This is a genomic window from Aureimonas psammosilenae, assembly GCF_009176975.1.
Taxonomy (GTDB): domain Bacteria; phylum Pseudomonadota; class Alphaproteobacteria; order Rhizobiales; family Rhizobiaceae; genus Plantimonas; species Plantimonas psammosilenae.
This window is the reverse complement of record NZ_WEZG01000005.1, coordinates 138747-161718: the sequence shown is the minus strand read 5'-3', so window position 1 is coordinate 161718 and position 22972 is coordinate 138747. Positions and strand designations below refer to the sequence as shown.

At 66.4% G+C, this 22972-nt stretch carries 23 protein-coding genes; 3 read left to right on the top strand and 20 right to left on the bottom strand.

Annotated features, from left to right (window positions below; all coding sequences use genetic code 11):
• Positions 1 to 4: 4 nt before the first annotated feature.
• The 16 genes from truB to F9929_RS11260 form a co-directional block, all read right to left on the bottom strand.
• Entirely contained in the window at positions 5 to 988 is a 984-nt protein-coding gene (truB, locus tag F9929_RS11335; RefSeq protein WP_152046681.1) for a tRNA pseudouridine(55) synthase TruB, read from the bottom strand.
• Positions 988 to 1410 carry a 30S ribosome-binding factor RbfA gene (rbfA, locus tag F9929_RS11330; RefSeq protein ID WP_152046680.1) on the bottom strand — a complete coding sequence of 141 codons (423 nt, stop codon included), beginning with the start codon at positions 1408 to 1410 and terminating at the stop codon, positions 988 to 990. The genes truB and rbfA overlap by 1 nt, the downstream gene beginning before the upstream one ends.
• 138 nt (positions 1411 to 1548) lie before the next feature.
• Positions 1549 to 4869 (bottom strand): translation initiation factor IF-2, encoded by a 3321-nt coding sequence (gene infB / locus F9929_RS11325; RefSeq protein WP_152046679.1) that lies wholly within the window; start codon positions 4867 to 4869, stop codon positions 1549 to 1551.
• 88 nt (positions 4870 to 4957) lie between these two features.
• Positions 4958 to 5593, bottom strand: coding sequence for an RNA-binding protein (locus tag F9929_RS11320; RefSeq protein ID WP_152046678.1), 636 nt, complete (start codon positions 5591 to 5593; stop codon positions 4958 to 4960).
• 43 nt (positions 5594 to 5636) lie between these two features.
• On the bottom strand, positions 5637 to 7232 hold the full coding sequence (gene nusA / locus F9929_RS11315; RefSeq protein ID WP_152046677.1) for a transcription termination factor NusA: 1596 nt from the start codon (positions 7230 to 7232) through the stop codon (positions 5637 to 5639).
• A 43-nt stretch (positions 7233 to 7275) separates the two neighbouring features.
• Entirely contained in the window at positions 7276 to 7905 is a 630-nt protein-coding gene (rimP, locus tag F9929_RS11310; protein WP_152046676.1) for a ribosome maturation factor RimP, read from the bottom strand.
• A 178-nt stretch (positions 7906 to 8083) separates the two neighbouring features.
• Positions 8084 to 8812 carry a tRNA (guanine(46)-N(7))-methyltransferase TrmB gene (gene trmB, locus F9929_RS11305; protein ID WP_152046675.1) on the bottom strand — a complete coding sequence of 243 codons (729 nt, stop codon included), beginning with the start codon at positions 8810 to 8812 and terminating at the stop codon, positions 8084 to 8086.
• A 16-nt stretch (positions 8813 to 8828) separates the two neighbouring features.
• Complete coding sequence (metK, locus tag F9929_RS11300) at positions 8829 to 10034, bottom strand: methionine adenosyltransferase (RefSeq protein ID WP_152046861.1); 1206 nt, start codon at positions 10032 to 10034, stop codon at positions 8829 to 8831.
• A gap of 170 nt (positions 10035 to 10204) precedes the next feature.
• A complete protein-coding gene (locus tag F9929_RS11295) occupies positions 10205 to 10633 on the bottom strand; it encodes a helix-turn-helix domain-containing protein (protein WP_152046674.1) in 429 nt (142 codons plus the stop codon).
• Positions 10634 to 10742: 109 nt separating this feature from the next.
• The gene (gene lnt / locus F9929_RS11290; protein ID WP_152046673.1) at positions 10743 to 12344 is read right to left on the bottom strand and encodes an apolipoprotein N-acyltransferase; all 1602 of its coding nucleotides are present in this window, start codon (positions 12342 to 12344) and stop codon (positions 10743 to 10745) included.
• A 135-nt stretch (positions 12345 to 12479) separates the two neighbouring features.
• Positions 12480 to 13532: a hemolysin family protein gene (locus F9929_RS11285; RefSeq protein ID WP_152046672.1), complete on the bottom strand. Its 1053-nt coding sequence runs from the start codon at positions 13530 to 13532 to the stop codon at positions 12480 to 12482.
• Complete coding sequence (gene ybeY, locus F9929_RS11280) at positions 13529 to 14035, bottom strand: rRNA maturation RNase YbeY (RefSeq protein WP_152046860.1); 507 nt, start codon at positions 14033 to 14035, stop codon at positions 13529 to 13531. Before ybeY ends, F9929_RS11285 begins: the two co-directional genes overlap by 4 nt.
• 65 nt (positions 14036 to 14100) lie before the next feature.
• Positions 14101 to 15102 carry a PhoH family protein gene (locus F9929_RS11275; protein WP_152046859.1) on the bottom strand — a complete coding sequence of 334 codons (1002 nt, stop codon included), beginning with the start codon at positions 15100 to 15102 and terminating at the stop codon, positions 14101 to 14103.
• A 41-nt stretch (positions 15103 to 15143) separates the two neighbouring features.
• On the bottom strand, positions 15144 to 16592 hold the full coding sequence (gene miaB / locus F9929_RS11270; RefSeq protein ID WP_152046671.1) for a tRNA (N6-isopentenyl adenosine(37)-C2)-methylthiotransferase MiaB: 1449 nt from the start codon (positions 16590 to 16592) through the stop codon (positions 15144 to 15146).
• The gene (locus F9929_RS11265; RefSeq protein ID WP_152046670.1) at positions 16589 to 17491 is read right to left on the bottom strand and encodes a lysophospholipid acyltransferase family protein; all 903 of its coding nucleotides are present in this window, start codon (positions 17489 to 17491) and stop codon (positions 16589 to 16591) included. Before F9929_RS11265 ends, miaB begins: the two co-directional genes overlap by 4 nt.
• Before the next feature lie 54 nt (positions 17492 to 17545).
• Positions 17546 to 18070: a GNAT family N-acetyltransferase gene (locus tag F9929_RS11260; RefSeq protein ID WP_152046669.1), complete on the bottom strand. Its 525-nt coding sequence runs from the start codon at positions 18068 to 18070 to the stop codon at positions 17546 to 17548.
• A gap of 219 nt (positions 18071 to 18289) precedes the next feature.
• Here F9929_RS11260 and F9929_RS11255 point away from each other — a divergent pair, with 219 nt between their 5' ends.
• Positions 18290 to 19393, top strand: coding sequence for an acyltransferase family protein (locus F9929_RS11255; RefSeq protein WP_193227710.1), 1104 nt, complete (start codon positions 18290 to 18292; stop codon positions 19391 to 19393).
• Here F9929_RS11255 and tsaB read toward each other — a convergent pair.
• The 3 genes from tsaB to F9929_RS11240 all read right to left on the bottom strand — a co-directional run bounded on the left by tsaB (position 19314) and on the right by F9929_RS11240 (position 21178).
• The gene (tsaB, locus tag F9929_RS11250; protein ID WP_152046667.1) at positions 19314 to 19985 is read right to left on the bottom strand and encodes a tRNA (adenosine(37)-N6)-threonylcarbamoyltransferase complex dimerization subunit type 1 TsaB; all 672 of its coding nucleotides are present in this window, start codon (positions 19983 to 19985) and stop codon (positions 19314 to 19316) included. The two genes, F9929_RS11255 and tsaB, sit on opposite strands and share 80 nt — an antisense overlap.
• 14 nt (positions 19986 to 19999) lie before the next feature.
• Positions 20000 to 20569, bottom strand: coding sequence for a NifU family protein (locus tag F9929_RS11245; RefSeq protein ID WP_152046666.1), 570 nt, complete (start codon positions 20567 to 20569; stop codon positions 20000 to 20002).
• A 117-nt stretch (positions 20570 to 20686) separates the two neighbouring features.
• Positions 20687 to 21178 carry a universal stress protein gene (locus F9929_RS11240; RefSeq protein ID WP_152046858.1) on the bottom strand — a complete coding sequence of 164 codons (492 nt, stop codon included), beginning with the start codon at positions 21176 to 21178 and terminating at the stop codon, positions 20687 to 20689.
• 86 nt (positions 21179 to 21264) lie between these two features.
• On the opposite strand from F9929_RS11240, the gene F9929_RS11235 reads away from it, so the two are divergent.
• Positions 21265 to 21537 carry a type II toxin-antitoxin system ParD family antitoxin gene (locus F9929_RS11235; RefSeq protein WP_152046665.1) on the top strand — a complete coding sequence of 91 codons (273 nt, stop codon included), beginning with the start codon at positions 21265 to 21267 and terminating at the stop codon, positions 21535 to 21537.
• Positions 21534 to 21842 (top strand): type II toxin-antitoxin system RelE/ParE family toxin, encoded by a 309-nt coding sequence (locus F9929_RS11230; protein WP_152046664.1) that lies wholly within the window; start codon positions 21534 to 21536, stop codon positions 21840 to 21842. Before F9929_RS11235 ends, F9929_RS11230 begins: the two co-directional genes overlap by 4 nt.
• Positions 21843 to 21844: 2 nt before the next feature.
• Here the strand turns inward: F9929_RS11230 and trpS are convergent, their stop codons facing one another.
• Positions 21845 to 22957, bottom strand: coding sequence for a tryptophan--tRNA ligase (trpS, locus tag F9929_RS11225; RefSeq protein ID WP_407922222.1), 1113 nt, complete (start codon positions 22955 to 22957; stop codon positions 21845 to 21847).
• Positions 22958 to 22972 lie beyond the last annotated feature (15 nt).

Below are 22972 nucleotides of genomic sequence, written 5' to 3'. Positions count from 1 at the left end.
GCTTTCAGCCCCTTCCGCCGAACACGCGCTTCGGGCGGAACGAGCCTTCCTCGACGCTGCCGAGCGCCACGAGGCGGCCGTGGCCGGTGGCGTAGGCTTCCTCGCAGAAGGCCGGCGCGTCGCGCCCGCGCAAGAGCACCGGGTTGCCGGCAAGGACGCGCCCCGCCTGCTCGTCGCTGAGCGCCACCTCGTAGAGGTCGGACAGAGCTGCTTCCGGCTCGATCAGGTACTCGTCGAGCCCGGAGAAGTCCACGACACGCGCCCGCGCCCCGGCTTCCACGGCTTCGGCATCGAGTTCCTCGCGGCCCTCGTCGGCGACGGTTTCCAGTTCGCCGAGTTCGACCATGTCGTCCTCGTTGAAGGCGCCGACCGCCGTGCGGCGGAGCGCCGTGACATGGCCGAAGCAGCCGAGATCGCGCCCGAGATCGCGCGCGATGGAGCGCACATAGGTGCCCTTGCCGCATTCGGCGATGAAGGTGGTGGAGCTTTCGCCCATCTCCACGATGTCGAGCCGGTGGACGTTGACGGTGCGGGCCGCGATCTGAACGATCTCGCCTTCGCGCGCCAGATCATAAGCGCGCTCGCCCTCGATCTTGATGGCCGAGAACTGCGGGGGCACCTGGGAAATCTCGCCGGTATAGTTCGGCAGAAGCGCTTCCACTTGCGGGCGGGTCGGGCGCGTGTCGGAGGATCGCACCACCGGCCCTTCCGTGTCATCGGTCGTCGTCTCCGCGCCCCATTGGACGGTGAAGAGATAGGTCTTCTCGCCGTCCATCACGAAGGGCACGGTCTTCGTCGCGTCGCCGAGCGCGATCGGCAAAAGGCCGGAGGCCAGCGGATCGAGCGTGCCCGCATGGCCCGCCTTCTGCGCGAAGAACAGCCACTTCATCTTCGATACGGCCTCGGTGGAGCCCAGTCCCTTGGGCTTGTCGAGGATCACCCAGCCGGAAATGGCCCGGCCCTTCGGCTTCTTGCCGCGTCGCGACATCAATTCTCGTCCTCGTTCATGTCATCATCGCCTTCGAGGTCGCGCACCACTTCCGGAGATTTCAGGAGGCGGTCGATGCGCGCGTAGTTGTCGAAGGATTCATCGGCGCGGAAGCGGACTTCCGGCATGTATTTCATTTGACGCAACAAAGGCGTCAAACGCCCCCGCAGAAACCGCGCATGGCGGTTCAGGGCGGCCACCGTCGGCTCCATGTCGTCCTGCCCGAAGGCGGTGATATATGCCGTGGCGAGTTTGAGGTCCGGCGACATGCGGACCTCGGAGACCGAGAGCACCATCTTTTCCAGGACGGGGTCTTCGATCTCGTGCCGCCCGAGAATGGCGGACAGGCCATGACGCACGTTCTCGCCAACGGAAAGCTGGCGCTGGGACGGCCCCTTGGTCTGGTTCTTGTGCTTGGCCATGAGGTGACGCTTTTCGGAAAAACGCGTGGGGTCGGGCACGGCGGCGCGGGGTCGTCCGTTCCGCCGTCCTCCCTCAACAAAAACGAACCCGGCGTCGAGGCGCCGGGTTCCATTCGGTCCGCCCTGTCGCCTTTCGGCTTAGAGCGTCCGGGCGACGTGCTCCACGCGGAAGCACTCGATGATGTCGCCCTGGCGAATGTCCTCGTAGCGCTCGAAGGCCATGCCGCATTCCTGGCCGCCCGGCACTTCCGACACTTCGTCCTTGAAGCGCTTCAGCGTCTTCAGGGTGCCCTCGTGGATCACCACGCCGTCGCGGATGAGGCGCACGCCCGCACCGCGCTCGACCTTGCCTTCGGTGACGCGGCAACCCGCGACCTTGCCGGTCTTGGTGATCTGGAAGACTTCCAGGATCTCCGCGTTGCCGATGAAGGTCTCACGACGCTCCGGCGACAGAAGGCCCGACATCGCCGACTTCACGTCATCCACGAGGTCGTAGATGATGTTGTAGTAGCGGATCTCGATCCCCTGCGCTTCGGCGGCCTGACGGGCCTGCGCATTGGCACGCACGTTGAAGCCGATGATCGCGGCATCCACGGTCGCGGCGAGCTGGATATCCGACTCGGTGATGGCGCCGGCGCCCGAATGAACGATGCGCGCCTTGACCTCGTCGGTGCCGAGCCGCTCGAGCGCCACTTGGATGGCTTCGACCGAACCCTGCACGTCGCCCTTGATGACGAGCGGGAACTCCTTCAGTCCGGTGGACTGAAGCTGGCTCATCATCTGCTCCAGCGAACCGCGCTGGCCGGCGGACTTGGCCACTGCCTTCTCGCGGGCGAGACGCTGACGGTACTCGGAAATCTCGCGAGCCCGCGCTTCGTCTTCCACCACCGCGAAGCGATCGCCCGCGCCCGGCGTGCCGGACATGCCGAGCACTTCCACCGGCATGGAAGGCGGCGCTTCCTTCAACTGGCGGCCCTTGTCGTCGACCAGCGCGCGCACGCGGCCCCACATATCGCCGGCGACGATGATGTCGCCGGTCTTGAGGGTGCCGGCCTGCACGAGAACGGTCGCCACCGGACCACGGCCACGATCGAGCTGCGCTTCGATCACGACGCCTTCGGCGGTACGGTCCGGATTGGCCTTCAGGTCGAGGATTTCGGCCTGAAGCAGGATCGCCTCGATCAGGTTGTCGATGCCGGTTCCCGCCTTGGCCGAAACCTCGACGTCCAGCACTTCACCACCGAGCGACTCCACGAAGACCTCGTGCTGGAGAAGCTGGGTGCGAACCCGCACCGGATCGGCCGCCGGGCGGTCGACCTTGTTGATCGCCACGATGATCGGAACGCCCGCCGCCTTGGCGTGGGAGATCGACTCGATCGTCTGGGGCATCACGGAATCGTCGGCCGCCACCACCAGAACGGCGATGTCGGTGGCCTGCGCACCGCGGGCACGCATGGCCGTGAAGGCCTCGTGACCGGGGGTGTCGATGAAGGTCAGCTTCCGGCCTTCATAATCGATCTGGTAGGCGCCGATATGCTGCGTGATGCCGCCGGCTTCCCCGGACACGACATTGGTCTTGCGGATGGCGTCGAGCAGCGAGGTCTTGCCGTGATCGACGTGACCCATGATCGTGACGACCGGGGGACGCGACACGAGCGCGTCCTCGTCGTCGGCGACGTTGAAGATGCCCGTTTCGACGTCGGACTCGGCGACGCGGCGAACCGTATGGCCGAATTCGGAGGCGATGAGTTCGGCGAGATCGGCGTCGATGACGTCGCCCGGCTTCATCATCTGGCCCTGCGCCATCAGGAACTTCACGACATCCACCGCCCGCTCCGTCATACGGTTGGCGAGTTCCTGAATGGTGATGGTCTCGGGAACCGTGACCTCGCGAGTGATCTTCTCGCGCGGCTGGTTCATCTGCGAGCGCTTGAACTTCTCTTGGCGACGACGGGTCGATGCCAGGGACCGGCCGCGCGCGCCGTCTTCGCTGACGAGCGCCTTGTCGAGCGTCAGCTTGCCGCCGCGCCGATCGTCGGTTCCGCGCGTCGAGCGCGCGGGCTTGGGCGTCGCGTCGACTCGAGCCGGACCCGGACGGGCCGGAGCGCGGCGAGCGCTCGGACCACGAGCCGCACGCCCGGCCGCGTCGTCCTCGAAGGACGGCAGGGGCGCGGGAGGCGCGCTGGAAAAGCCGCCCGAACGCGGTGCACCGGCACCGGCCGGACGCGGACCGCTGGTGCCACCCGGACGCGGACCACGCGATTCGCCCGGACGGGACGACGGCGCATAGGACGAGCGCGGACGCTGTTCGCGGGGCTCGCGCGATTCGGCGGTCTCGACCGGAGCGCGGCGCGCAGCCTCTTCCTCCGCCTTTTTACGGGCGGCGGCTTCGGTTTCGACACGAATCTGCTCTTCGAGCTGGCGAAGCTCGCTTTCCTCGCGCTCGCGGCGCCGACGCTCGTCGTCCGCCACGCGGCGTGCTTCGTCTTCGAGGAACAGGCGACGATCCTCGGCTTCGCGCTGGCGAGCGAGTTCCAGGGCGCGACGGCGGGCGTCCATCTCGCGCGACGACAGATCGCTCAGCACCGCGCCGCGCGGCTGGCGCGCGCCGGGCTGGCCCGGACGGGCCGGCTGCGAGGTGCCGCCCGGCTGACCGGGACGCGCGGATTGCGGAGCGCCGCTCGGCTGACCCGGACGGTTGCCCTGCGGCGCGCCGGAACGGGCGCCATCGCGGTTGTTGTAGCCGCCGCCGGTGCGGCCGGCAGGCGCGGAGTTCGGACGACCGGCCTGCGGCTGGGCTGCGCCAGGGCGTGGCGACGGAGCCGACGACTGGGGAGCCGACGGACGCTGAGGCGCGGAAGCGGCGGGCGGCGCGGGACGACGAACGTCGCCCTGCGGAGCCGCCGCGGGCACGGTGCGCGCCTCGACCGGACGCGGCGCTTCGACGGGCTTTGCGGCCACGGGTTCGGGTGCCTTCGGAGCGGGAGCCGGCGTCGGCGCGGGTTCGGGAGCCTTGGCAACGGGAGCCGGAGCTGGCTCGGGAGCCTTGGCGACGGCCGGAGCGGCGGGCGCGACTACCGGGGCCGGCACGGGCTTTTCAACAGGTGCGGGCGCTGCGACGGGGGCCGGCGCTGCGGGAGCCGGCGTCGCCGGGGCCGGCGCGACCGGAGCCGGCTGGGGCTGCGCGGGGCTTGGGGCGGCCGCCTGCAGCGCGGCGGGCGCCGGCGTTGCCGGGCGCGCGGAAACGGGAGCCGCGGGCGCGGGCGCGGGCTCGTTCTTGGCGTCTTCGGGCCGCACCATGCGCCGCTTCTTGGTTTCCACCACGACGCTGTTGGTGCGTCCGTGGGAGAAATTCTGGCGCACGGTCGACTGCTGCGCACCACCGCCCGGCTTCAGCGTCAATGTCTTCTTCGTTGCCACGCTTAAGGTCTTGTCGTCGCCGGATTTCGTGTCGCTCATCTATACTTCCGCTTCCTGGGCGGGATCGCTCCCTTGCCCGTCAATTCTCTTAAGACCTCATCGAAGGTCCCTTCAATTTGTCGTCTTCTCAGGTTGCCGGACTTGCTCGCCCAACGGTGCTTTCGCCCCGATAACCCGCCAGCGCTTCCAGGCGCTTCACGAGGGCTGCGCCCGCCTCTCCGGCAAGGACGGCCGCATGTATCACATTGTCCCCGCCGATGGCTAAACCCAATTCGCCCGAACCGGTTGGGCGATAGGCGGGAATCTGTTCCGTTTCCTCCATCGCGGCGACCGCGAAGCGCGCCGCGTCGATCTTGCGCACCCCATCGGGCGCGGCGTCCCGGGCATGGAGAACGGCGATCGCCGCTCCCGAACGCACCGCGGCATCCACCCGCGAGGCCCCCGTCACCACTGCCCCCGCCTTTCGGGCGAGGCTGAAGAAGCCGAGCGCCGAGCGCTCCAGAACGCTGTCCACCACATCCGGCAGATCGGCGCCCACCTGAACCTCGCGCTTCAGCCCCCTGCCAAAAAGCCGGCGCTTGACCGCAAGTTCCACAACTTCTCGCCGAGCCTCGACATGGACGCCCCGGCCGGGAAGCTTGCGCTTCAGGTCGGGCACCACGGAGCCGTCGGGCGCGGCGACGAATCGGATCAGTTGATCCGGCTCGAAGCTTTGCCGGGACACGACGCACATGCGCGGGTTCATCTCGTCTTCGTCCGCCATCCGCGTCATGTCCCTTCACTCGGCCTTTCGAACCGCGAAGGTCTTACTCGGCCGCCTCCTCGGCGGTCTCATCTTCCTGCGCCGGCGCTTCGTCCTCGGTGATCCAGCCCGCCTTCAACCGCGCCTTCAGGATCATCGATTCGGCCTCGGCGCGGCTTACGTCGAACTTCGACAAAGCGCCCTCGAACTTCTTCGTTTCACCGTCCTTGCGCTCGGTCCAGCCGACGAGATCGTCGGCCGCGCAGCCGGCGAAGTCTTCCATCGACTTGATGCCGTCTTCGCCGAGGGCGACCAGCATGTCGGTCTTCAGGCCCTCGATCTCCTTCAACTCGTCCTCGACGCCGAGGCTCTTGCGCTTCTCGTCGAACTCGTTCTCGCGCCGATCGAGATAATCGCGGGCACGTGCCTGGATCTCGGCCGCCGTGTCCTCGTCGAACCCGTCGATGGAGGCCACTTCGTCCACCTCGACATAGGCCACTTCCTCAACGGAGGTGAAGCCCTCCGAGGCGAGAAGCTGGGCGACCATCTCGTCGACGTTCAGCGCGTTCATGAAGAGATCGGACCGCTCGGCGAATTCCTTCTGCCGCCGCTCCGACTCCTCCTGCTCGGTGAGGATGTCGATATCCCAGCCGGTCAACTGCGAGGCGAGACGCACGTTCTGGCCGCGTCGACCGATCGCAAGGGATAGTTGGTCATCGGGCACCACGACTTCAATACGCTCGGCGTCCTCATCCAGCACGACCTTGGCCACCGCCGCCGGTTGAAGGGCGTTGACGAGGAAGGACGCGGCATCGGGCTGCCAGGGGATGATGTCGATCTTCTCGCCCTGAAGCTCGCCGACCACCGCCTGGACTCTGGAGCCGCGCATACCGACGCACGCGCCGACCGGATCGACCGACGAATCGCGCGACACCACGGCGATTTTGGCGCGCGAGCCCGGATCGCGGGCCACCGCCTTGATGGTGATGATGCCGTCGTAGATTTCCGGCACTTCCATGGCGAAGAGCTTTGCCATGAACTGCGGATGGGTGCGGCTCAGGAAGATCTGGGGCCCACGCGGCTCGCGGCGCACGTCGTAGATATAGGCGCGCACGCGGTCGCCGTAGCGGAACAGTTCGCGCGGGATCTGCTCGTCGCGGCGGATGATGCCCTCGCCCTTGCCGAGATCGACGATGACGTTGCCGTATTCGACGCGCTTCACCGTGCCGTTGACGATCTCGCCGACACGGTCGTGATATTCCTCGTACTGCTTGTCGCGCTCGGCCTCGCGCACCTTCTGCACGATGACCTGCTTGGCGGACTGCGCCGCGATACGGCCGAAATCCATCGGCGGAAGCTGCTCGGCGATGAAGTCGCCCGGCTCGGCGTCGGGGTTCTTGTCGCGGGCGAGATCGAGATAGATCTGAGTCGCCGGATTCTCGACGTCTTCCACCACTTCGAGAAGCCGCTGGAGCTTCATCTCGCCGGTGCGCGTGTTGATGTCGACGCGGATGTTGGTTTCCTGGCCGTAGCGCGAGCGGGCGGCCTTCTGGATCGCATCCGCCATCGCTTCGATCACGATCTCACGATCGATCGACTTCTCGCGCGCGACGGCGTCCGCGATCTGCAGAAGCTCGAGCCGGTTCGCACTGACTGCCATCTTCGCTGTTCTCCTCGCCCCGTGAGCCGCCCTTCACGGGCGCTCAGTCGCGGGCTTCTTCGTCGTTGTCGTTGTCCGCCGTGCCTGCGAGCACGCCCCGGCGGGCATCCTTGTCCGCCTTCAGGGCGGCGGCGATCAGTTCGTCGGTGAGAACCAGACGGGCGTCGCCGATAGCCTCGAAGGCAATGGCGACATTGCGCTCCTCGTCCGGCTGCACCTGGTCACGCTCGATCGTGACGGTGTCCGCCCCGACCTCGAGGATGCGCCCGCGCCAACGCTTGCGCCCGCCCGTCATCTGGCTGGTTTCGAGCTTCAGGAGATGGCCGCGCCACGTTTCGAAATCGCTGCGCCGCACGAGCGGGCGGTCGATGCCGGGAGAGGACACTTCCAGATGATATTCCTGCACGATCGGGTCCTCGACGTCGAGAACCGGAGACAGGGCGCGGCTCAAGGCCTCGCAATCGTCAATCGACATCGCGCCGTCCGGGCGCTCGGCCATGATCTGCAGCGTCATGCCGTTCATCCGCGAGACCTTCACGCGCACGAGGCGATAACCGATCTGCTCGGCGACCGGCTCCACGATCGCAGCGATCCGGGCTTCCAGACCATGCTCCGTCACGATGCGCCGGTCGGACGCCGGATCGGAAGGAAGTGTCGCGTCGGTTTCGGTCACCAGAACTCCGGATCGACTGCCCGAACGCACGAGTGCCGGGCCTTCACGGATGAATGCTGCACCGTCGCCATGCTCGGACAAGGTTCCGATAAGAAAAAAGAGCGGGACCGGCAGGACCCACTCTCGACGGTGTCGCAGAGAATTTCGATCAGCGATATATGTCAAAGCGCGTCCGCGATCAAGCGCCTCGCGCGTCGCGCCGTTTGAAGGTCAGGTAAGCGGCTTTGCGCCCTTCCCGGAAAGCCTTGGCCTCGTAGCGCGTTCCCGGCCAACCCTCGAATGGCCGATGCCAGTCGGCGGAAGTTTCCGCCGTCCATTCGAACCCACCGTGGTCGCGCACATGGCGCAGCGTCCAATCGACATAGGTGTCGATGTCGGAAGCGAATCGGAACAGGCCGCCGGGCCGCACCGCCCGCGCCAGCCGGTCGAGATTGACCTCGGACACGAATCGCCGCTTCCAATGACGCCGCTTCGGCCAGGGGTCCGGATAGAACAGATCGACACCGCCAAGCGAGCCCTCGGGGAGCCAGTCGAGAAGGATCGTCGCATCGTCGGCATGAAGGCGCAGGTTCGGCCGCGCCTTCTCCTCGACATCGGCAAGGAGCTTGGCGATGCCGTTGCGAAACGCTTCAGCGCCGAGAAAACCGATGCCCGGAAAGCGATCCGCCATCGACAAAAGATGCTCGCCCCCGCCATAGCCGATCTCCAGGCGCACCTCGTCCACCGGCATGGGGAAGAGGTCCGCCAAATTTGCAGGCGCCGGCTGCGACAGGTCCACCGCCAGGGTCGGCAGCAGCCTGTCGAAGATTTCCGCCTGATTCGGGCGCAGCGTCTTGCCCATGACCCGTCCGAAGAACGCCTCGCGGCGGCGCTTGGGATAGGACGGGGCCTCGTTCTCCTCGCTCATGCCAGTCGCATTCCGCTCAAGCGGAAAGCGCCGCCTTCAGCTTGGGAGCGAGATCGGTCCGCTCCCAGGAGAAGGAACCGTCGCGCCCCGCCTTGCGGCCGAAATGGCCATAGGCGCTGGTGCGGGCATAGATCGGCTTCGAAAGGTCCAGATGCTCGCGAATGGCGCGGGGTGTGAGCTGCATGGTCTGGCGGATGGCCTTCTCGATCTCGGCTTCGCCGACCGTGCCGGTGCCATGCAGATCGACATAGATCGACAAGGGCTCGGCGACGCCGATGGCATAGGAAAGCTGGATCGTGCAGCGCTCGGCGAGCTTGGCGGCCACGATGTTCTTGGCGATGTAGCGCGCCGCATAGGCGGCCGAGCGATCGACCTTGGTCGGGTCCTTGCCGGAGAACGCGCCGCCGCCGTGGGGCGCCGCGCCGCCATAGGTGTCCACGATGATCTTGCGGCCGGTGAGGCCCGCGTCCCCGTCCGGGCCGCCGATCACGAACTTGCCGGTCGGGTTGACGTGCCACACGCAGGACTCGGCGATCGGCAGGCCTTCCAGCGCTTCGCGCACGAAGGGCTCGACGATGCGGCGAACGTCGTCGGAGGACAGGTCCTCGTCGAGATGCTGGGTGGACAGGACGATGGAAGCGACTTCGCTGGGCTGGCCGCCGCGATAGCGCACCGTCACCTGGCTTTTCGCGTCCGGCCCGAGCTTGCCGGCCTCGCCCTCGTTTTCCTTGCGCGCCTTGGCGAGGCGCTCCAGGATCTTGTGGGCGTAGTAGATCGGGGCCGGCATCAGGTCCGGCGTTTCGCGGCAGGCATAGCCGAACATGATGCCCTGGTCGCCCGCGCCCTCGTCCTTGTTGCCGGACGCGTCGACCCCTTGCGCGATGTCGGCGGACTGCTTGTGCAGGAGGATGTCGATCTTGGCCTTCTTCCAGTGGAAGCCGTCCTGCTCGTAGCCGATGGCCTTCACGGCCTTCCGGGCGGCGGACTTCACCTTGGAGCGCATTTCCTTCTCGGTCAGCGAGCAGCGGACCTCGCCGGCGATCACGATGCGATTGGTGGTGGCGAGCGTTTCGCAGGCGACGCGGACCAGGGCCGGGTCCATGCCGGACTTCTTGGCCTCGCGATAGAACAGGTCCACCACCTCGTCGGAAATGCGGTCGCAGACTTTGTCCGGATGCCCTTCGGAAACGCTTTCGGAAGTGAAGAGATACTCGCCTTGCACCATCATCGTTCCCTTGGAGGCGGCCGGCTCTCGTCACCGACGCCGCTTGTGCAGCGCGGGAAATCGCCCGCCACCCGCGTAAAGGCAAGCAAAATCGAACGCGGCCACGTGGCGATGACGGTTTTGGACCGGAGAAAAGTCGGAAATCGGCGCTCTTGCGCGCCGTGGGATCAGTCGGCCTCGAACTCCGAATCGGAGGCATCGCCGAGCGCCTTGACGAGATCGATCACCCGCCGGCGCACTTTGGCATCGGCGATCTTGACGAAGGCGCGGTTGAGCTGAAGACCCTCGGAGGTGGACAGGAAATCCACCACATAGTTCGGGCCGGACGCCTCGCGAAAGCCTTCCGCGCCGCCGACGCCAGCCGGGGCGTCTTCGAAGAAGAAGGAGATCGGCACGTTCAGCACCTCGCAGATCTTCTGGAGGCGCGAGGCACCGATTCGATTGGAGCCCTTTTCGTATTTTTGAATCTGCTGGAAGGTGATGCCGAGGCTTTCGCCGAGCCTTTCCTGGCTCATGCCGAGCATGGTGCGGCGAAGACGAACCCGCGACCCGACATGGACGTCGACCGGATTAGGCTTCTTCTTGTTGTCCGACATCGCCCCGACCCTCAAAACCCTTCGGCGACGGGCGGCAGACCGGCCCGCCCCCGACCTTAAGGCACCGCTCGTCCTGCATGGCGTAGGCAAAGCCTGCCGGGGTTGTCAATCAATCACGACGCGCATCTGTAAGCCGGAAAACCAATCCTGCGAGAAGACAGGCGGCAAGCCCGCACCAGAAGGCGAGATTGCCGTAAACGGCGAAGATCGTCGGCGGCAGTGCGGCGGGCAATGCGGTCTCGATCGCCCCCGCCGATCCGAGCGCCAGCCCCTCGCGAAGGACCCCATAGGGGTCGGTCACGACGGAAATCCCGGTATTGGCCGCGCGCACCAGCGGCAGGCCGAAGGCGACCGCCGACAGTTCGGCATGGCGCAGATGCTGCCAGGGTCCGGGCGTCCTCCCGTACCAGGCGTCGTTGGTGACGTTGAGGATGGCGCCGGGCCGGCCGGATGTCGTGTCGATCTCGTCCTGAAAGATGATCTCGTAGCAGATCAGCGGCAGAAGCGGCGGCAATCCGGGGACGGCCAGGGGTTTGCGCGACGCGCCGGCGGTGAAGCCTCCCGGCATCTCCACGATCTGACGCAGACCCAGCCGGTTCTTCAGAAAATCCTCGAAGGGCAGGTATTCGCCGAAGGGCACGAGATGCAGCTTGTCGCGCGCATCCAGGATCTCGCCATTGTCGTCGATAAGGTAAACAGAATTGAAATAGAGGGGCTCGGCGCCGGGCAGTACTTCCGGCCGCGCCGCGCCCGCCAGCAGCATTTCGCCGGGCTCGATCGCGTCGGCAAGGCGTGCGACCGCGTCGGGCCGTTCGGTGAGAAAGAACGGAAAGGCCGATTCGGGCCAGACGATCAGGGTGCGCCCCGCTCCGCCTTCCCCGCCCGCCCCTTCCGGCGCACGGGAAAGCTGGAGAAGGCGCGCGAAGATGCGCTCCTCCTCGCTCTCGTCCCATTTCGCGCTCTGCTCGATATTGGGCTGGACGACGCGCAGGGTCACGTCCGGCACGTTCGCCTCCGCCTTCACGCCGAGCCGCGCCATGCCGAAACCGACATGGAGAAGGAGAAGAGCGGCGGCGATGCCGGCCACGGCACGCCCGCTCCACCCCCCACCCGGCAGCACCGCCGGGGCGGCGAAGATCAGAACGGCGGCGAGCGTCAGACCATGGAGGCCGACCACCGAGACCGACTGCATCAGGAACGGCGCGGGCGCGGCCAGAACGCCGATCTCGTTCCACGGGAACCCCGTCAGGAGATGGCCGCGTAGATATTCCATCAGCGCGAAGGTGCCTGCCAGCGACAGGACGCGCACGGCGCTCTGGCACCACAGCGCACGGGCGAGCGCCGCCGCCAGACCGAAATAGATCGCCAGCACCGCCGGAAGACCCAGAACAGCGAAGGGGATCGCCCACAGAAAGGCGTCGCCCTCCGTCGTCATGGCCGCGCCGAGCCACCAGAGACCGCCGACGAAATAGCCGAAACCGAAACACCAGCCGATGCGGAAGGCCGGAAACAGACCACGCAAGAAACCCCGGCCGGGCATGGGCGACGCGCCGTCGAGCAGCCAGACCAGAACGGGAAAGGACAGGAAGCCGACCGCCGGAAAATCGAAGGGCGGCAGCCCGAAGGTGAGAAGCGCCCCGGCCAGAACCGCCACGCCCGCGCGGCGCCATCCGTCGAGGAGGACGATCCGCCCCGTCAGTCCTTCCAGCATCGTCGTCCTTTTCTCAGAGCATGGTGCTCTCGGTCACCTTCGATCGAGCGGCTCGCCGCCGCCCGAAACCATGCGTCGCCCCGCCTTTCGCGAAGCTCGCGTTGGCGCGAAGCTCGCGTTGGCGCTAAGCCCGTCTCAGCGCGAGGCGGCGAAGCCCTGCCCGCCGCCGTGGCGGTGGCTGGCTTGCAAAGGCCGGATGCGGATGCGCCGCAGCCGTCGTGGATCGGCTTCCAGCACCTCGAAGGCGAAGCCCGGCACGACCTCGATCCGTTCCCCAACGAGCGGCACGCGGCCGAGCTCGGAGAAGATCATGCCGCCGACCGTGTCGGCATCGTTCTCATGGGCGGAAATGTCGAAGTCCGCGCCGATGGCCCCCCGCAGATCTTCGAGGTCCGCCCGCGCGTCGACATCGAAGCTTCCATCGCCGTTCGGCGATAGCAAGGCTTGCGTGTCGTCGTGCTCGTCCTCGATATCGCCGACGACGCGCTCGATGATGTCTTCCAGCGTCACCAGACCGTCGGTTCCGCCATATTCGTCGATCACCAGCGCCATCTGCGTGCGCGTCGTGCGCATGCGCGCCATGAGGTCGGAAGCGAGCATGGAGGGCGGCACGAAGAGCACCTTGCGCTCGATGCCGAGCGCTTCCATGCGGGTGTCGAGGGTGATGCGGCCGAGGTCGAGTTCCTCGTCGTCGCTCGGCCGGCCGGGCAGCCGCGCGGCCTCCACCACGTGGAGAAGCACATCGCGGAAATGCACCATGCCCTTGGGGTCGTCGAGATCCTCGCCATACACCGGCATGCGCGAATGGCCGGAGCGCTGGAACTCGATCATCAACTCGCCGAGCGTCGAACCAGCCTCCACGGCGTCGATCTGGGAGCGGGGGATCATGACATCCGAGGCGCGCAACTCGCGAAGGCCGAGGATGTTGGTGAGCATGGTGCGCTCTTCGACCGAAAAGCCGCCATCGGCGGTTTCCTCGAGCAGCGCTTCCGCGAATTCCTCACGGGAGGTTTGGGTGCGCGGGCGCAGGAACTGCACCACGCCGGACAGAAAGGCAGGCCAGACCGAATCGTTGGCAGCGGCCTCGGCCGCTGCGGGACTTCGGTCTTCCTCGCGACCGCGCTCGGACGGCGCGTCCTTTTCGGTGGCGGACACCGCCTGCGCTTCGTTCATGCTCCTGATATTCATGCCCGCGAGGGCTCCTCTTCCGGTTCGGTCATTAGGTAGGGATCGGATATGCCGAGCGCGTCGAGGATTCGAACCTCCAGCGCTTCCATGGCCTCCGCCTCGTCCGGTTCGACATGGTCGTATCCCAGACAATGAAGCGTGCCATGCACGATCAGGTGACAGAAATGGTCGGCGAGCGGCTTGTCCTCAAGGGCGGCTTCGGCGCGAAGCGTTTCGCGCGCCAGAACCAAGTCGCCCAGCATCGGCCCCGGCGCTTCGCCCGGCAGAAGATCGTTGATCGGAAAGGACAGGACGTTGGTCGGCTTGTTCTTGCCGCGCCATTCGGCATTCAAGGCCTGCACCTGGGCGTCGTCCGTGAGGGTGATGCCGATTTCGGTCTCGACATCATTGGCGAGACCTGCGGCTTCAACCGTTCGGTCGAGGCAGCGCCGGATGAGCGCCTCGATATCGCCGAGCCCTTCCGCTTCCCAGGCCTCGTCCTCGATCGCGAGCGCGATCGAGATGCCTTCATGGCCGGAGGAAGCCTCGTCCGCCCCGAAGGCGGCGCGAGGGGAAGGACTGGGCGAGGTCACGATCGCTCGCCCGGCAGGCCCGGAACGCGCGTCTTCATGCCATCGGCGTCGTAGGCCTCGACGATGGCCGCGACGAGCGGATGGCGCACCACGTCCTTGGACTCGAAGCGCACGGTGACGATGTTCGGAACACCGCTTAAGACACGCAAGGCTTCCACGAGGCCGGACTTCTGGCCGGGCGGCAGGTCGACCTGTGAAGGATCGCCCGTCACCACCATGCGCGCGTTCTCGCCGAGGCGCGTCAGAAACATCTTCATCTGCATCGACGTCGTGTTCTGCGCCTCGTCGAGGATCACGCAGCAATTGGCGAGGGTCCGGCCGCGCATGAAGGCGAGCGGCGCGACCTCGATGGCGCCGGCGGCCAGCGCCCGCTCCACCTTGTCGGCGGGGATCATGTCGTAGAGCGCGTCGTAAAGGGGTCGCAGATAGGGATCGACCTTTTCCTTCAGATCGCCCGGCAGGAAGCCGAGGCGCTCGCCGGCTTCCACCGCCGGACGCGACAGGACGATGCGATCCACCTGCCCCCGCTCCAGAAGCATCGCGGCATGGGCGACGGCGAGATAGGTCTTGCCGGTACCGGCCGGACCGATGCCGAACACCAGCTCGGCCCGCTCCAGCGCGCGCATATAGGCGTCCTGCGCCGGGTTCCTGGCGTGGATGGTGCGCTTCCGTGTGGAGATCTGCGCCAGCGTCATGCGGCCCTTCTTTTCCAGCGTCGGCAGAACGAGCTGGTCGTCCTGCGCGATGGCCATGCGGATGGCGCCTTCCACATCCGAGGCCCCGATCTCCGCGCCGCCCTGGAGGCGTTCGTAGAGCATGTCGAGCGCGCGCCGTGCCTGCTCGCAGGCGACCGGATCGCCGCGCAGTTCCACATGGTTGCCGCGCGCCCGCGCATCCACGTGCAAACGCTGCTCGATCAAGGCGAGATTCTGGTCGAACTGGCCGAACAGGACCCCGACCAAACGGTTGTCCTCGTAGGACAAGGCGATGTGGGCCATGTCGGACGCGCCGGGGCGCGAAGCGGCGGGACGGTCGACCCTCAAGCGATCTTCCTCAATGACGAGAGTTCGGCGGCTTCGGGCTCGCCACCGACGGCAATCAGGGAATTGGGCCCGTTGCGGGCGATGGAAACGCTGACGACATCCCCGACCGCGCCGGCCGATGCGGCCAGAACAACCGGGTGGAGATACGGCGAGCGGCCGACCATCTGGTGATCGTAGCGCCCGGTCTTCTCCACCAGAACGTCCATCCGGGTGCCGACAAGGCTTTCCATGAAGGCGGTCGACTGGGCGCGGATCAGGCCCTGTAGGCGATCCAGACGCTCGGTCGCCACCGCATCCGGCACCTGCGCATCGATGTCGGCGGCGGGCGTTCCGGGGCGCGGCGAATATTTGAACGAGAAGGCGGACGCATAGCCGACATCGCGCACGATCCGCATCGTCGCCTCGAAATCCTCGTCGGTTTCGCCGGGAAAGCCGACGATGAAGTCGCCCGACATGGCGATGCCGGGCCGCGCGGCGCGGATGCGGTCCACGAGGCGCAGGTAATCCTCCGCCTTGTGGCGGCGGTTCATGGCCTTCAGGATACGATCCGACCCCGACTGCACCGGCAGGTGCAGGTAAGGCATCAGGATATCGAGGTCGCGATGGGCCTCGATCAGCGCGTCGTCCATGTCGCGCGGATGGGAGGTCGTGTAGCGCAGCCGCGCGATGCCGGGGATTTCGGCCAGAAGACGCAGGAGACCGCCGAGCCCGACCGCTCGCCCTTCGTACTCGCCGGCCCAGGCATTGACGTTCTGGCCGAGCAGCGTCACCTCGCGCACGCCGGCCTGCGCGAGCCCCCTCGCCTCGTCGAGGATCGCTTCCACCGACCGCGACACTTCTGCGCCGCGGGTATAGGGCACGACGCAGAAGGTGCAGAACTTGTCGCAGCCTTCCTGCACGGTGAGGAAGGCCGCGACGCCGCGACGGCGGATCTCCTGCGCGCCGGCTTTCGGCAGATGGTCGAACTTGTCTTCCACCGCATAGTCGGTGTCCACCACGCGCTCGCCGCCGCGCACGCGGGCGAGAGCCTGCGGCAGGCGGTGATAGGTCTGCGGGCCGATCACGAGATCCACCACGGACGCGCGCTTGATGATCTCGGCGCCTTCGGCCTGCGCCACGCAGCCAGCAACGGCCACGTTGACGTTGCGGCCCTCCCTTGCCGCTTCCGCCTTCAGGAGGCGGATACGGCCGAGTTCGGAATAGATCTTTTCCGCCGCCTTTTCGCGGATATGGCAGGTGTTGAGGAGCACGAGGTCGGCATCCTCGATCCGCTCCGTCGGCGCAAAGCCTTCGCCCGCCAAGGCATCGCCCATGCGCTGCGAATCATAGACGTTCATCTGGCAGCCGTAGGTCTTGATGAAGACCTTCTTGGTCGGCAGGGCCGTCTCGGCCGCTCGCGCATCCCCGGCATCAGCCGGGACCGGCAATTCGTTTCGCAGCGTCATGCGCCTTTCTGATAAACCTCGTCCGCCAAGCACGCAGTATCCGCCTCGGCCGGCCCGGAAGCAAGCGCCGTTTGCGGGTGCGTCACGGCGACAAGCCCGCCCGGCCGCCGGTTCTCGCCTTGAAGACTGGCGAGAAGCAGCCGGCGAACCTCGGCTTCGCAGGTTCTTGCGAGCGCCTTGCGATCACCGTTCGCCGGGAAACGAATCGGCGTGCCGAAGCTGACTTCCGCTTCCACCGAGCCCTCCGACAGGAAACGCGGCAGATGCGGCATTAGCGGCACCGAACCCGGCCAAGCGGCGAGCGGCCGGCCATAGCGCCCGAGCGGCAATCCATTGGCCGCGACATAGGCGACGGCCACCGGCTGCACAACGATCTCCGCCTGACCCGAACGCCGCAGCGCCGCTTCCGCCGCGCCGAAAAGCGCCGTTCGGAAGGGCAGGACGCCGTTGCCGTCGGAGGTCGTGCCCTCCGCGAAAAGCACCATCGCGTCGCCAAGGAGAAGCCGCTCGGCGATCTCGTCCGCCTGCTGCCCCGTGCGCCGACGCTCCTCGCGGGCGACGAAGACGGTGCGCTGAAGCCGGGCCAGAAGTCCGAAGCCCGGCCAGTTCTGCACCTCGGCCTTGGCGATGAAGCAAAGCTCCATCACGCTGCCGAGCGCGATGATGTCGGCCCAGGACTGGTGATTGGACACGAGAAGGAGAGGTCTCGCCTCGGCAGGCCGGCCAACCGTGCGAACCTTCAACCCCGTCACGGGCGCGGCAACGCGGTGCCAGATCCATGGCAGGCGGCGGGCGAGACGCCAGCCGCGCCGCATCGCCAGCGCCTGGAGCGGCCAGAGCCAGAGTGTCATGCCGGTGAGGATGATCGCGACGACGCCGATGCGCAGCCGCGCGATCACGGGGAAATGTCCACGAAGCAGCGAGCGTCCCGAAGCTGGAGAGAACGCGCCCCTCTAACGAAGGGCGCGCTTCAGAACAAGGGCGCTGGTGCGCCGGCCGTTGGCGTCGGCGTAGTAAGCCGGGCGCCGGCCGACCTCCTCGAAGCGCAGGCGCCGGTAGAGCGCGAGCGCGGCGGCGTTCTCCTCGTCCACCTCCAGAAACAGGCTGGCGACGCGCTCGGCATGGAGGCGCTGGAGGACGTTGTCCATTAGAAGCCGTCCGATGCCCTGCCCCCGCGCCCGCTTCGACACGGCGATGGTGAGGATTTCGGCCTCGTCCGCCGCTTCGCGCACCAGAACCACGCCGACCGGCGGCGCTTCGGGATGGCCGACACGCCGGGCGATGAAACCGAAGGTGCCGGGCGTGGCGAGAAGCGCGGCAAACTCGTCGCCCGACCATGCGCGGTCGAAAGCTTCCGAATGAAGCTCGGCCGCGTAATCGACCTCATCCGACGAAAGCTCGGTCGCGACCGTCTGCCCGCCGCCGACGAGATTGTCCCAGAACGACGCCGTCCAAACCCAGGGCAGATACCAGTACATCGACGCCCCTTTCCCCCCGATGCCAATTTGCGAGGCAGTTCGAGTATCACGCTGCCCGCCCCCCAGGGCAAGAGCGCCTGCCCCGCGACACAACATCGAGCGCGCAGAGGCAAGGAAGCGTTAACCGGCCCCACGAGAAGGGCCGGAAGGCAAACGCTTCGTAACCTTCGCCGAAAGCCCCGGCGGGGTAGAAAAGAAGCGGTTCGAAGGGTGCCGGCGATGATCCTCAACGTCCAGTATCTCAGGGGCATCGCCGCGATGATGGTGGTGCTCTTTCATGTCGGCGACGGAACGGGACGGCTCGGGCCCGGCGCGGTTCTGCCGAGCTTCGGCTGGGGTCAGGCCGGGGTCGACATCTTCTTCGCCATTTCCGGCTTCATCATCTGGACCGCGACGCGCGAGGGAAATGGAGGCCCGGCCGATTTCGTCCTGAAGCGCCTGATCCGCGTCGCGCCGCTCTACTGGCTTCTCACGGTGCTTCTGGCCGGTGTGGCGCTGGTCCTGCCCGGTCTCCTGTCGAGCACGGTGCTGCGGGGCGACCATCTCCTCGCCTCGCTTCTGTTCGTCGCCTATCCCCATCCGACGCTCGGTGCGTTGAACCCGCTGCTTTTCGTCGGCTGGACGCTGAACTACGAGATGGCCTTCTATGCGCTGTTCGCGCTGGGCCTTTTCCTGCCGCTTGAGCATCGCTTTAAGGCGATCGCCGGAGCGCTTCTCGCTTTGTCGAGCATCGGCATCCTTCTGCGACCTCAGGGCATCGCCGGTTTCTATACCGACCCGATTCTCATGGAATTCGCCTGCGGCCTGGCGATCGGAGCCGCCTATACGCGCGGCATCAGGCTTCCACTGGGGGTTTCGGGCCTCATGATCCTCGTCGGCACGCTCGGCGTGGTTTCGAGCGGCGCGCATCCCGATCCGCGCTGGCTCGTCGCGGGCATTCCCGCCGCCATGATCGTCGCGGGCGCGGTGTTTCTCCATCGCGCGAAAGGATCAGCCAGCCTGCCGCTCCTCAAGCTTCTCGGCGATGCGTCCTATTCGATCTACCTGACGCACCTCTTCACGATTCCCGTGGTGCAGGTGGCCTGGAAGAAGGTCGGGCCGGAAGCCGTCGGCTCGGCCGCGATCGCCTATATGTCGCTTGCGATTCTCGCCTCGGCGTTGGTCGGCATCCTCTGCCATTTCGCGCTGGAGCGCCCGCTCGCGCGGCTCTGTCATCCGCTCGTGCGGACGAAGGCTGAGAACCTCATGCCAGAAGCGAAACCGTCCGGCTTTGCGGCTTGGCGTCGGCGCCGCGCAGATAAAGCGGGCGCGGCGGTTCGATAACGGATTTCCCGAGGCCAAGACGCGCCACGGACGCGATCTCGACATGGCCATCGGGCGCAAAGCGCGGAATTTCGGCGAAAGCGGTCAGCCCGTCCAGAAGAAAGGCCCCGCTTCCCGCGATCGCGGCAGGGCGAGGCAAGGCCGAAACCGCCTCGCCGAGAGCTTCGAGCGGGATTGCAGAAGGGGCAAGAAGCGCTTCCCCGTCCGCCGCATAACAGGCGGCATAGGCTTCGCCGCGTTTGGCATCGAGAAGGCAAAGAACCGGCCCTCGCCCTCGATGCGGCTCGGCCAAGGCTTCCAGCGTGGAAACGCCGACGGCTGGAACGCCGAGTGCCAGGGCAAAGCCACGCGCCGCCGCGACGCCGACCCGGAGCCCCGTGAAGGAGCCCGGCCCGACCGTCACGGCGATGCGGGAAAGATCGGCGAAAGACGCCCCAGCTTCGCTTAAGGCGTCGCGCACGAGCCCGGCCAGATGTTCGGCATGGCCGCGCCCGAGATCGGGCTCGCGCTTGGCCAGAACCGCGCCGGATTCATCGGCGACGGCCACTTGGCAACGCGAGCCGGCCGTGTCGATGGCAAGCAGAAGGCCCAACCCCCTAATCGTCCTCAGATCGCCTCGACGGCTTCCACCTCGGGCACGAAATGGCGCAGGAGGTTCTGAATGCCGTGCTTCAGCGTCGCGGTGGAAGACGGGCAGCCCGAGCAAGAGCCGCGCATGTTCAGGTAGACCGTGCCATCGCGAAAGCCGCGGAAGGTGATGTCGCCGCCATCCTGCGCGACGGCCGGACGGACCCGCGAGTCGAGAAGCTCCTTGATCGCTTCCACGATCGGCGCCTCGTCCTCGGCGAAGAACTCTTCTCCCGCATCCGCCGAAGCGTGAGCTGCGCCATGCGGAGCCATCACCGGCTCGTTGGCGACGAAATGCTCCATCAGGGCGGCGAGGATCGAGGGCTTCAGATGCGCCCAGTCGCCGGTCTCCTTGGTGACAGTGACGAAGTCGAAACCGAAGAACACGGCCGACACGCCCGGTACCGTCATCAGTCGCGCGGCGAGCGGCGAGCGCATTTCGGCATCCTCGCGCGTCAGGAATTCCACGGCGCCGTCCTCGTGGACGACGCGGCCCGGTAGGAACTTCAGGGTCGCCGGGTTCGGGGTGGTTTCGGTCTGGATGAACATGGTGTCCGGCTCCAAGCGGGCGGCCGCGACAAGGGCGGCGGAAACGTTCGAACCGTTCAGATAATCCTTAGCAAGGCTCGATGAAAGAGCGACGCGCCGTTCACCCTCGATGAGCCCTCAGCAGAGATTGTCGATTTCCTCGTCGGTGAGGGAGCCCGGCACGATGGTCACGGGAATCGGAAAGGCGCCGGGCTTGCCGGCGATGGAGGTGACGAGCGGCCCCGGCCCTTCGCTGGAAAGGCCAGCCGCCAGAACAAGAATCATGATCTCGCGGTCGGCCTCGATGACAGAGAGGATTTCTTCCGCCACATTTCCCTCGCGCGTCACGATCTCCGGCTCGATGCCGACCTTCTCGCGAATGTCCTCGGCGACGCGCGACAGCTTGGCATTGGCCTCGGACGCGGCTTCGGCGCGCATGATCTCCTCGACGCCCAGCCAATGGGAGAAGTCGCCCGCTTCCACCACGTAGAGAAGCACGACGCCGCCCCCGCTCGCCTTGGCGCGGCGGCTGGCATAGGCCGCCGCCCGCCCGCATTCGGGCGTCTCGTCGATCACCGCCAGAAACTTGCGTTTGCCGCCGGCTTGCCGGCCAAGTCGCATGGATACCATGGGCATGACATATGCAGATGCCGCGACGAGCAGCAAGCGGCTGGGAGAGGCGTTGCGTTCGTAAGACAATGTCTTACATTCCACCTATGCCGAAGACTTCCCCCCGTACCCTCACCGTCACGCTCGGGGCCCAGCAGAGGGTGGTGGACGAGCGTCTCGCCTCGGGCACCTATGCAAGCGCAAGCGAGATCGTGCGCGCAGGGTTGCGGGCCCTGGAGCGCGAGGAAGCCGTTCTCAACGAAACACTTCGGCGCATGGTGCAGGAAGCCTTGGACGATCCGCAGCCTCCCGTTCCCATGGAGGAGGTCTTCGAGCGCTTGGAGCGCAAGCATCTCGAGCGCCACGGCAAGATGGAATGACGAGAGCCGTCGTCTTTCACCGCGCTGCCGAAAAGGACCTCGATCTCATCTACGAAGCCATCGCCGAGGATAGCCCGTCGAACGCGATCGGCTTCGTCAGACGACTTCGCGAACATTGCCTGCGCTTCGCGCATATGCCGCATCGAGGCCAGGTCTTGGCAGGGACGAACGAGATCGTTCGCACGACGCCCTTCGAGAAGCGCGCCGTGATCGCCTACCGAGTGGACGATGATCGGGTGACCGTCCTGCGCATCGCCTATGCCGGCCGCGATCTGCGGTCCCTGTTCGCAGACCCCGATGGTTGAGATCAGCTATCCAGGAGCCCGACGATCTTCTTCACGTCGGCCATGGTGCGATGGGCGATCTCGTTCGCGCGCTCGCCGCCGCGTTTCAGGACGCGGTCGATCTCGGCGGGGTCGGCCATGATGCGGCGCATGTTGTCGGTGACGGGGCCGAGGCTTTCCACCGCCAGATCCACCAGCACCGGCTTGAACTCGGAGAACTGCTTGCCGCCCTGTTCAATGATCACCTCCGCCTTGGTCTTGCCGGCGAGAGCCGCGAAGATGCCGACGAGATTGTCAGCTTCCGGCCGGTTGGCCAAGCCTTCCACGCTGTCGGGCAAGGCATAGGGATCGGTCTTGGCCTTGCGGATCTTCTTGGCGATGGCGTCGGCATCGTCGGTGAGGTTGATGCGCGACAGGTCCGACGGGTCCGACTTCGACATCTTCTTGGCGCCGTCCTTGAGGCTCATGACGCGCGTCGCCGGCCCCTCGATCATCGGCTCGGTCAAGGGGAAGTAGCCGTTCACACGCGCCTCGCCCATCGCCATCGGAACGCCGAGGCCCGCCGCCTCGATACGGGCGGAGAAGTCGTTGTTGAACTTCGTGGCGATGTCGCGGGCAAGTTCCAGATGCTGCTTCTGGTCGTCGCCGACGGGCACATGCGTCGCGCGGTAGAGAAGGATGTCGGCGGCCATCAGGCTCGGATAGGCGAGAAGCCCCAGCGAAGCGTTCTCGCGGTCCTTGCCGGCCTTGTCTTTGAACTGCGTCATGCGGTTCATCCAGCCGATGCGCGCCACGCAGTTGAAAATCCAGGCGAGTTCGGCATGGCCGGACACCCGGCTCTGGTTGAAGACGATATGCTTCTCGGCGTCGATGCCGCTGGCGATATAGGCGGCGGCGATCTGGCGCGTTTGCGACACGAGATCGTCCTGCACGAGCTGGGCGGTCAGGGCATGGAGGTCCACGACGCAGAAGATGCAGTCGTGGCTTTCCTGCATGGCGACGAACTTCTTGATCGCGCCGAGATAGTTGCCGAGATGCAGATTGCCGGTGGGCTGGATGCCGGAAAAGACGCGGGGGCCGAAGCCGCCATGGGTGTCCTGCGTCATCGCGCGGCCCTTTTCAAAACACGAAGCCATCGCGAAAAATCATCC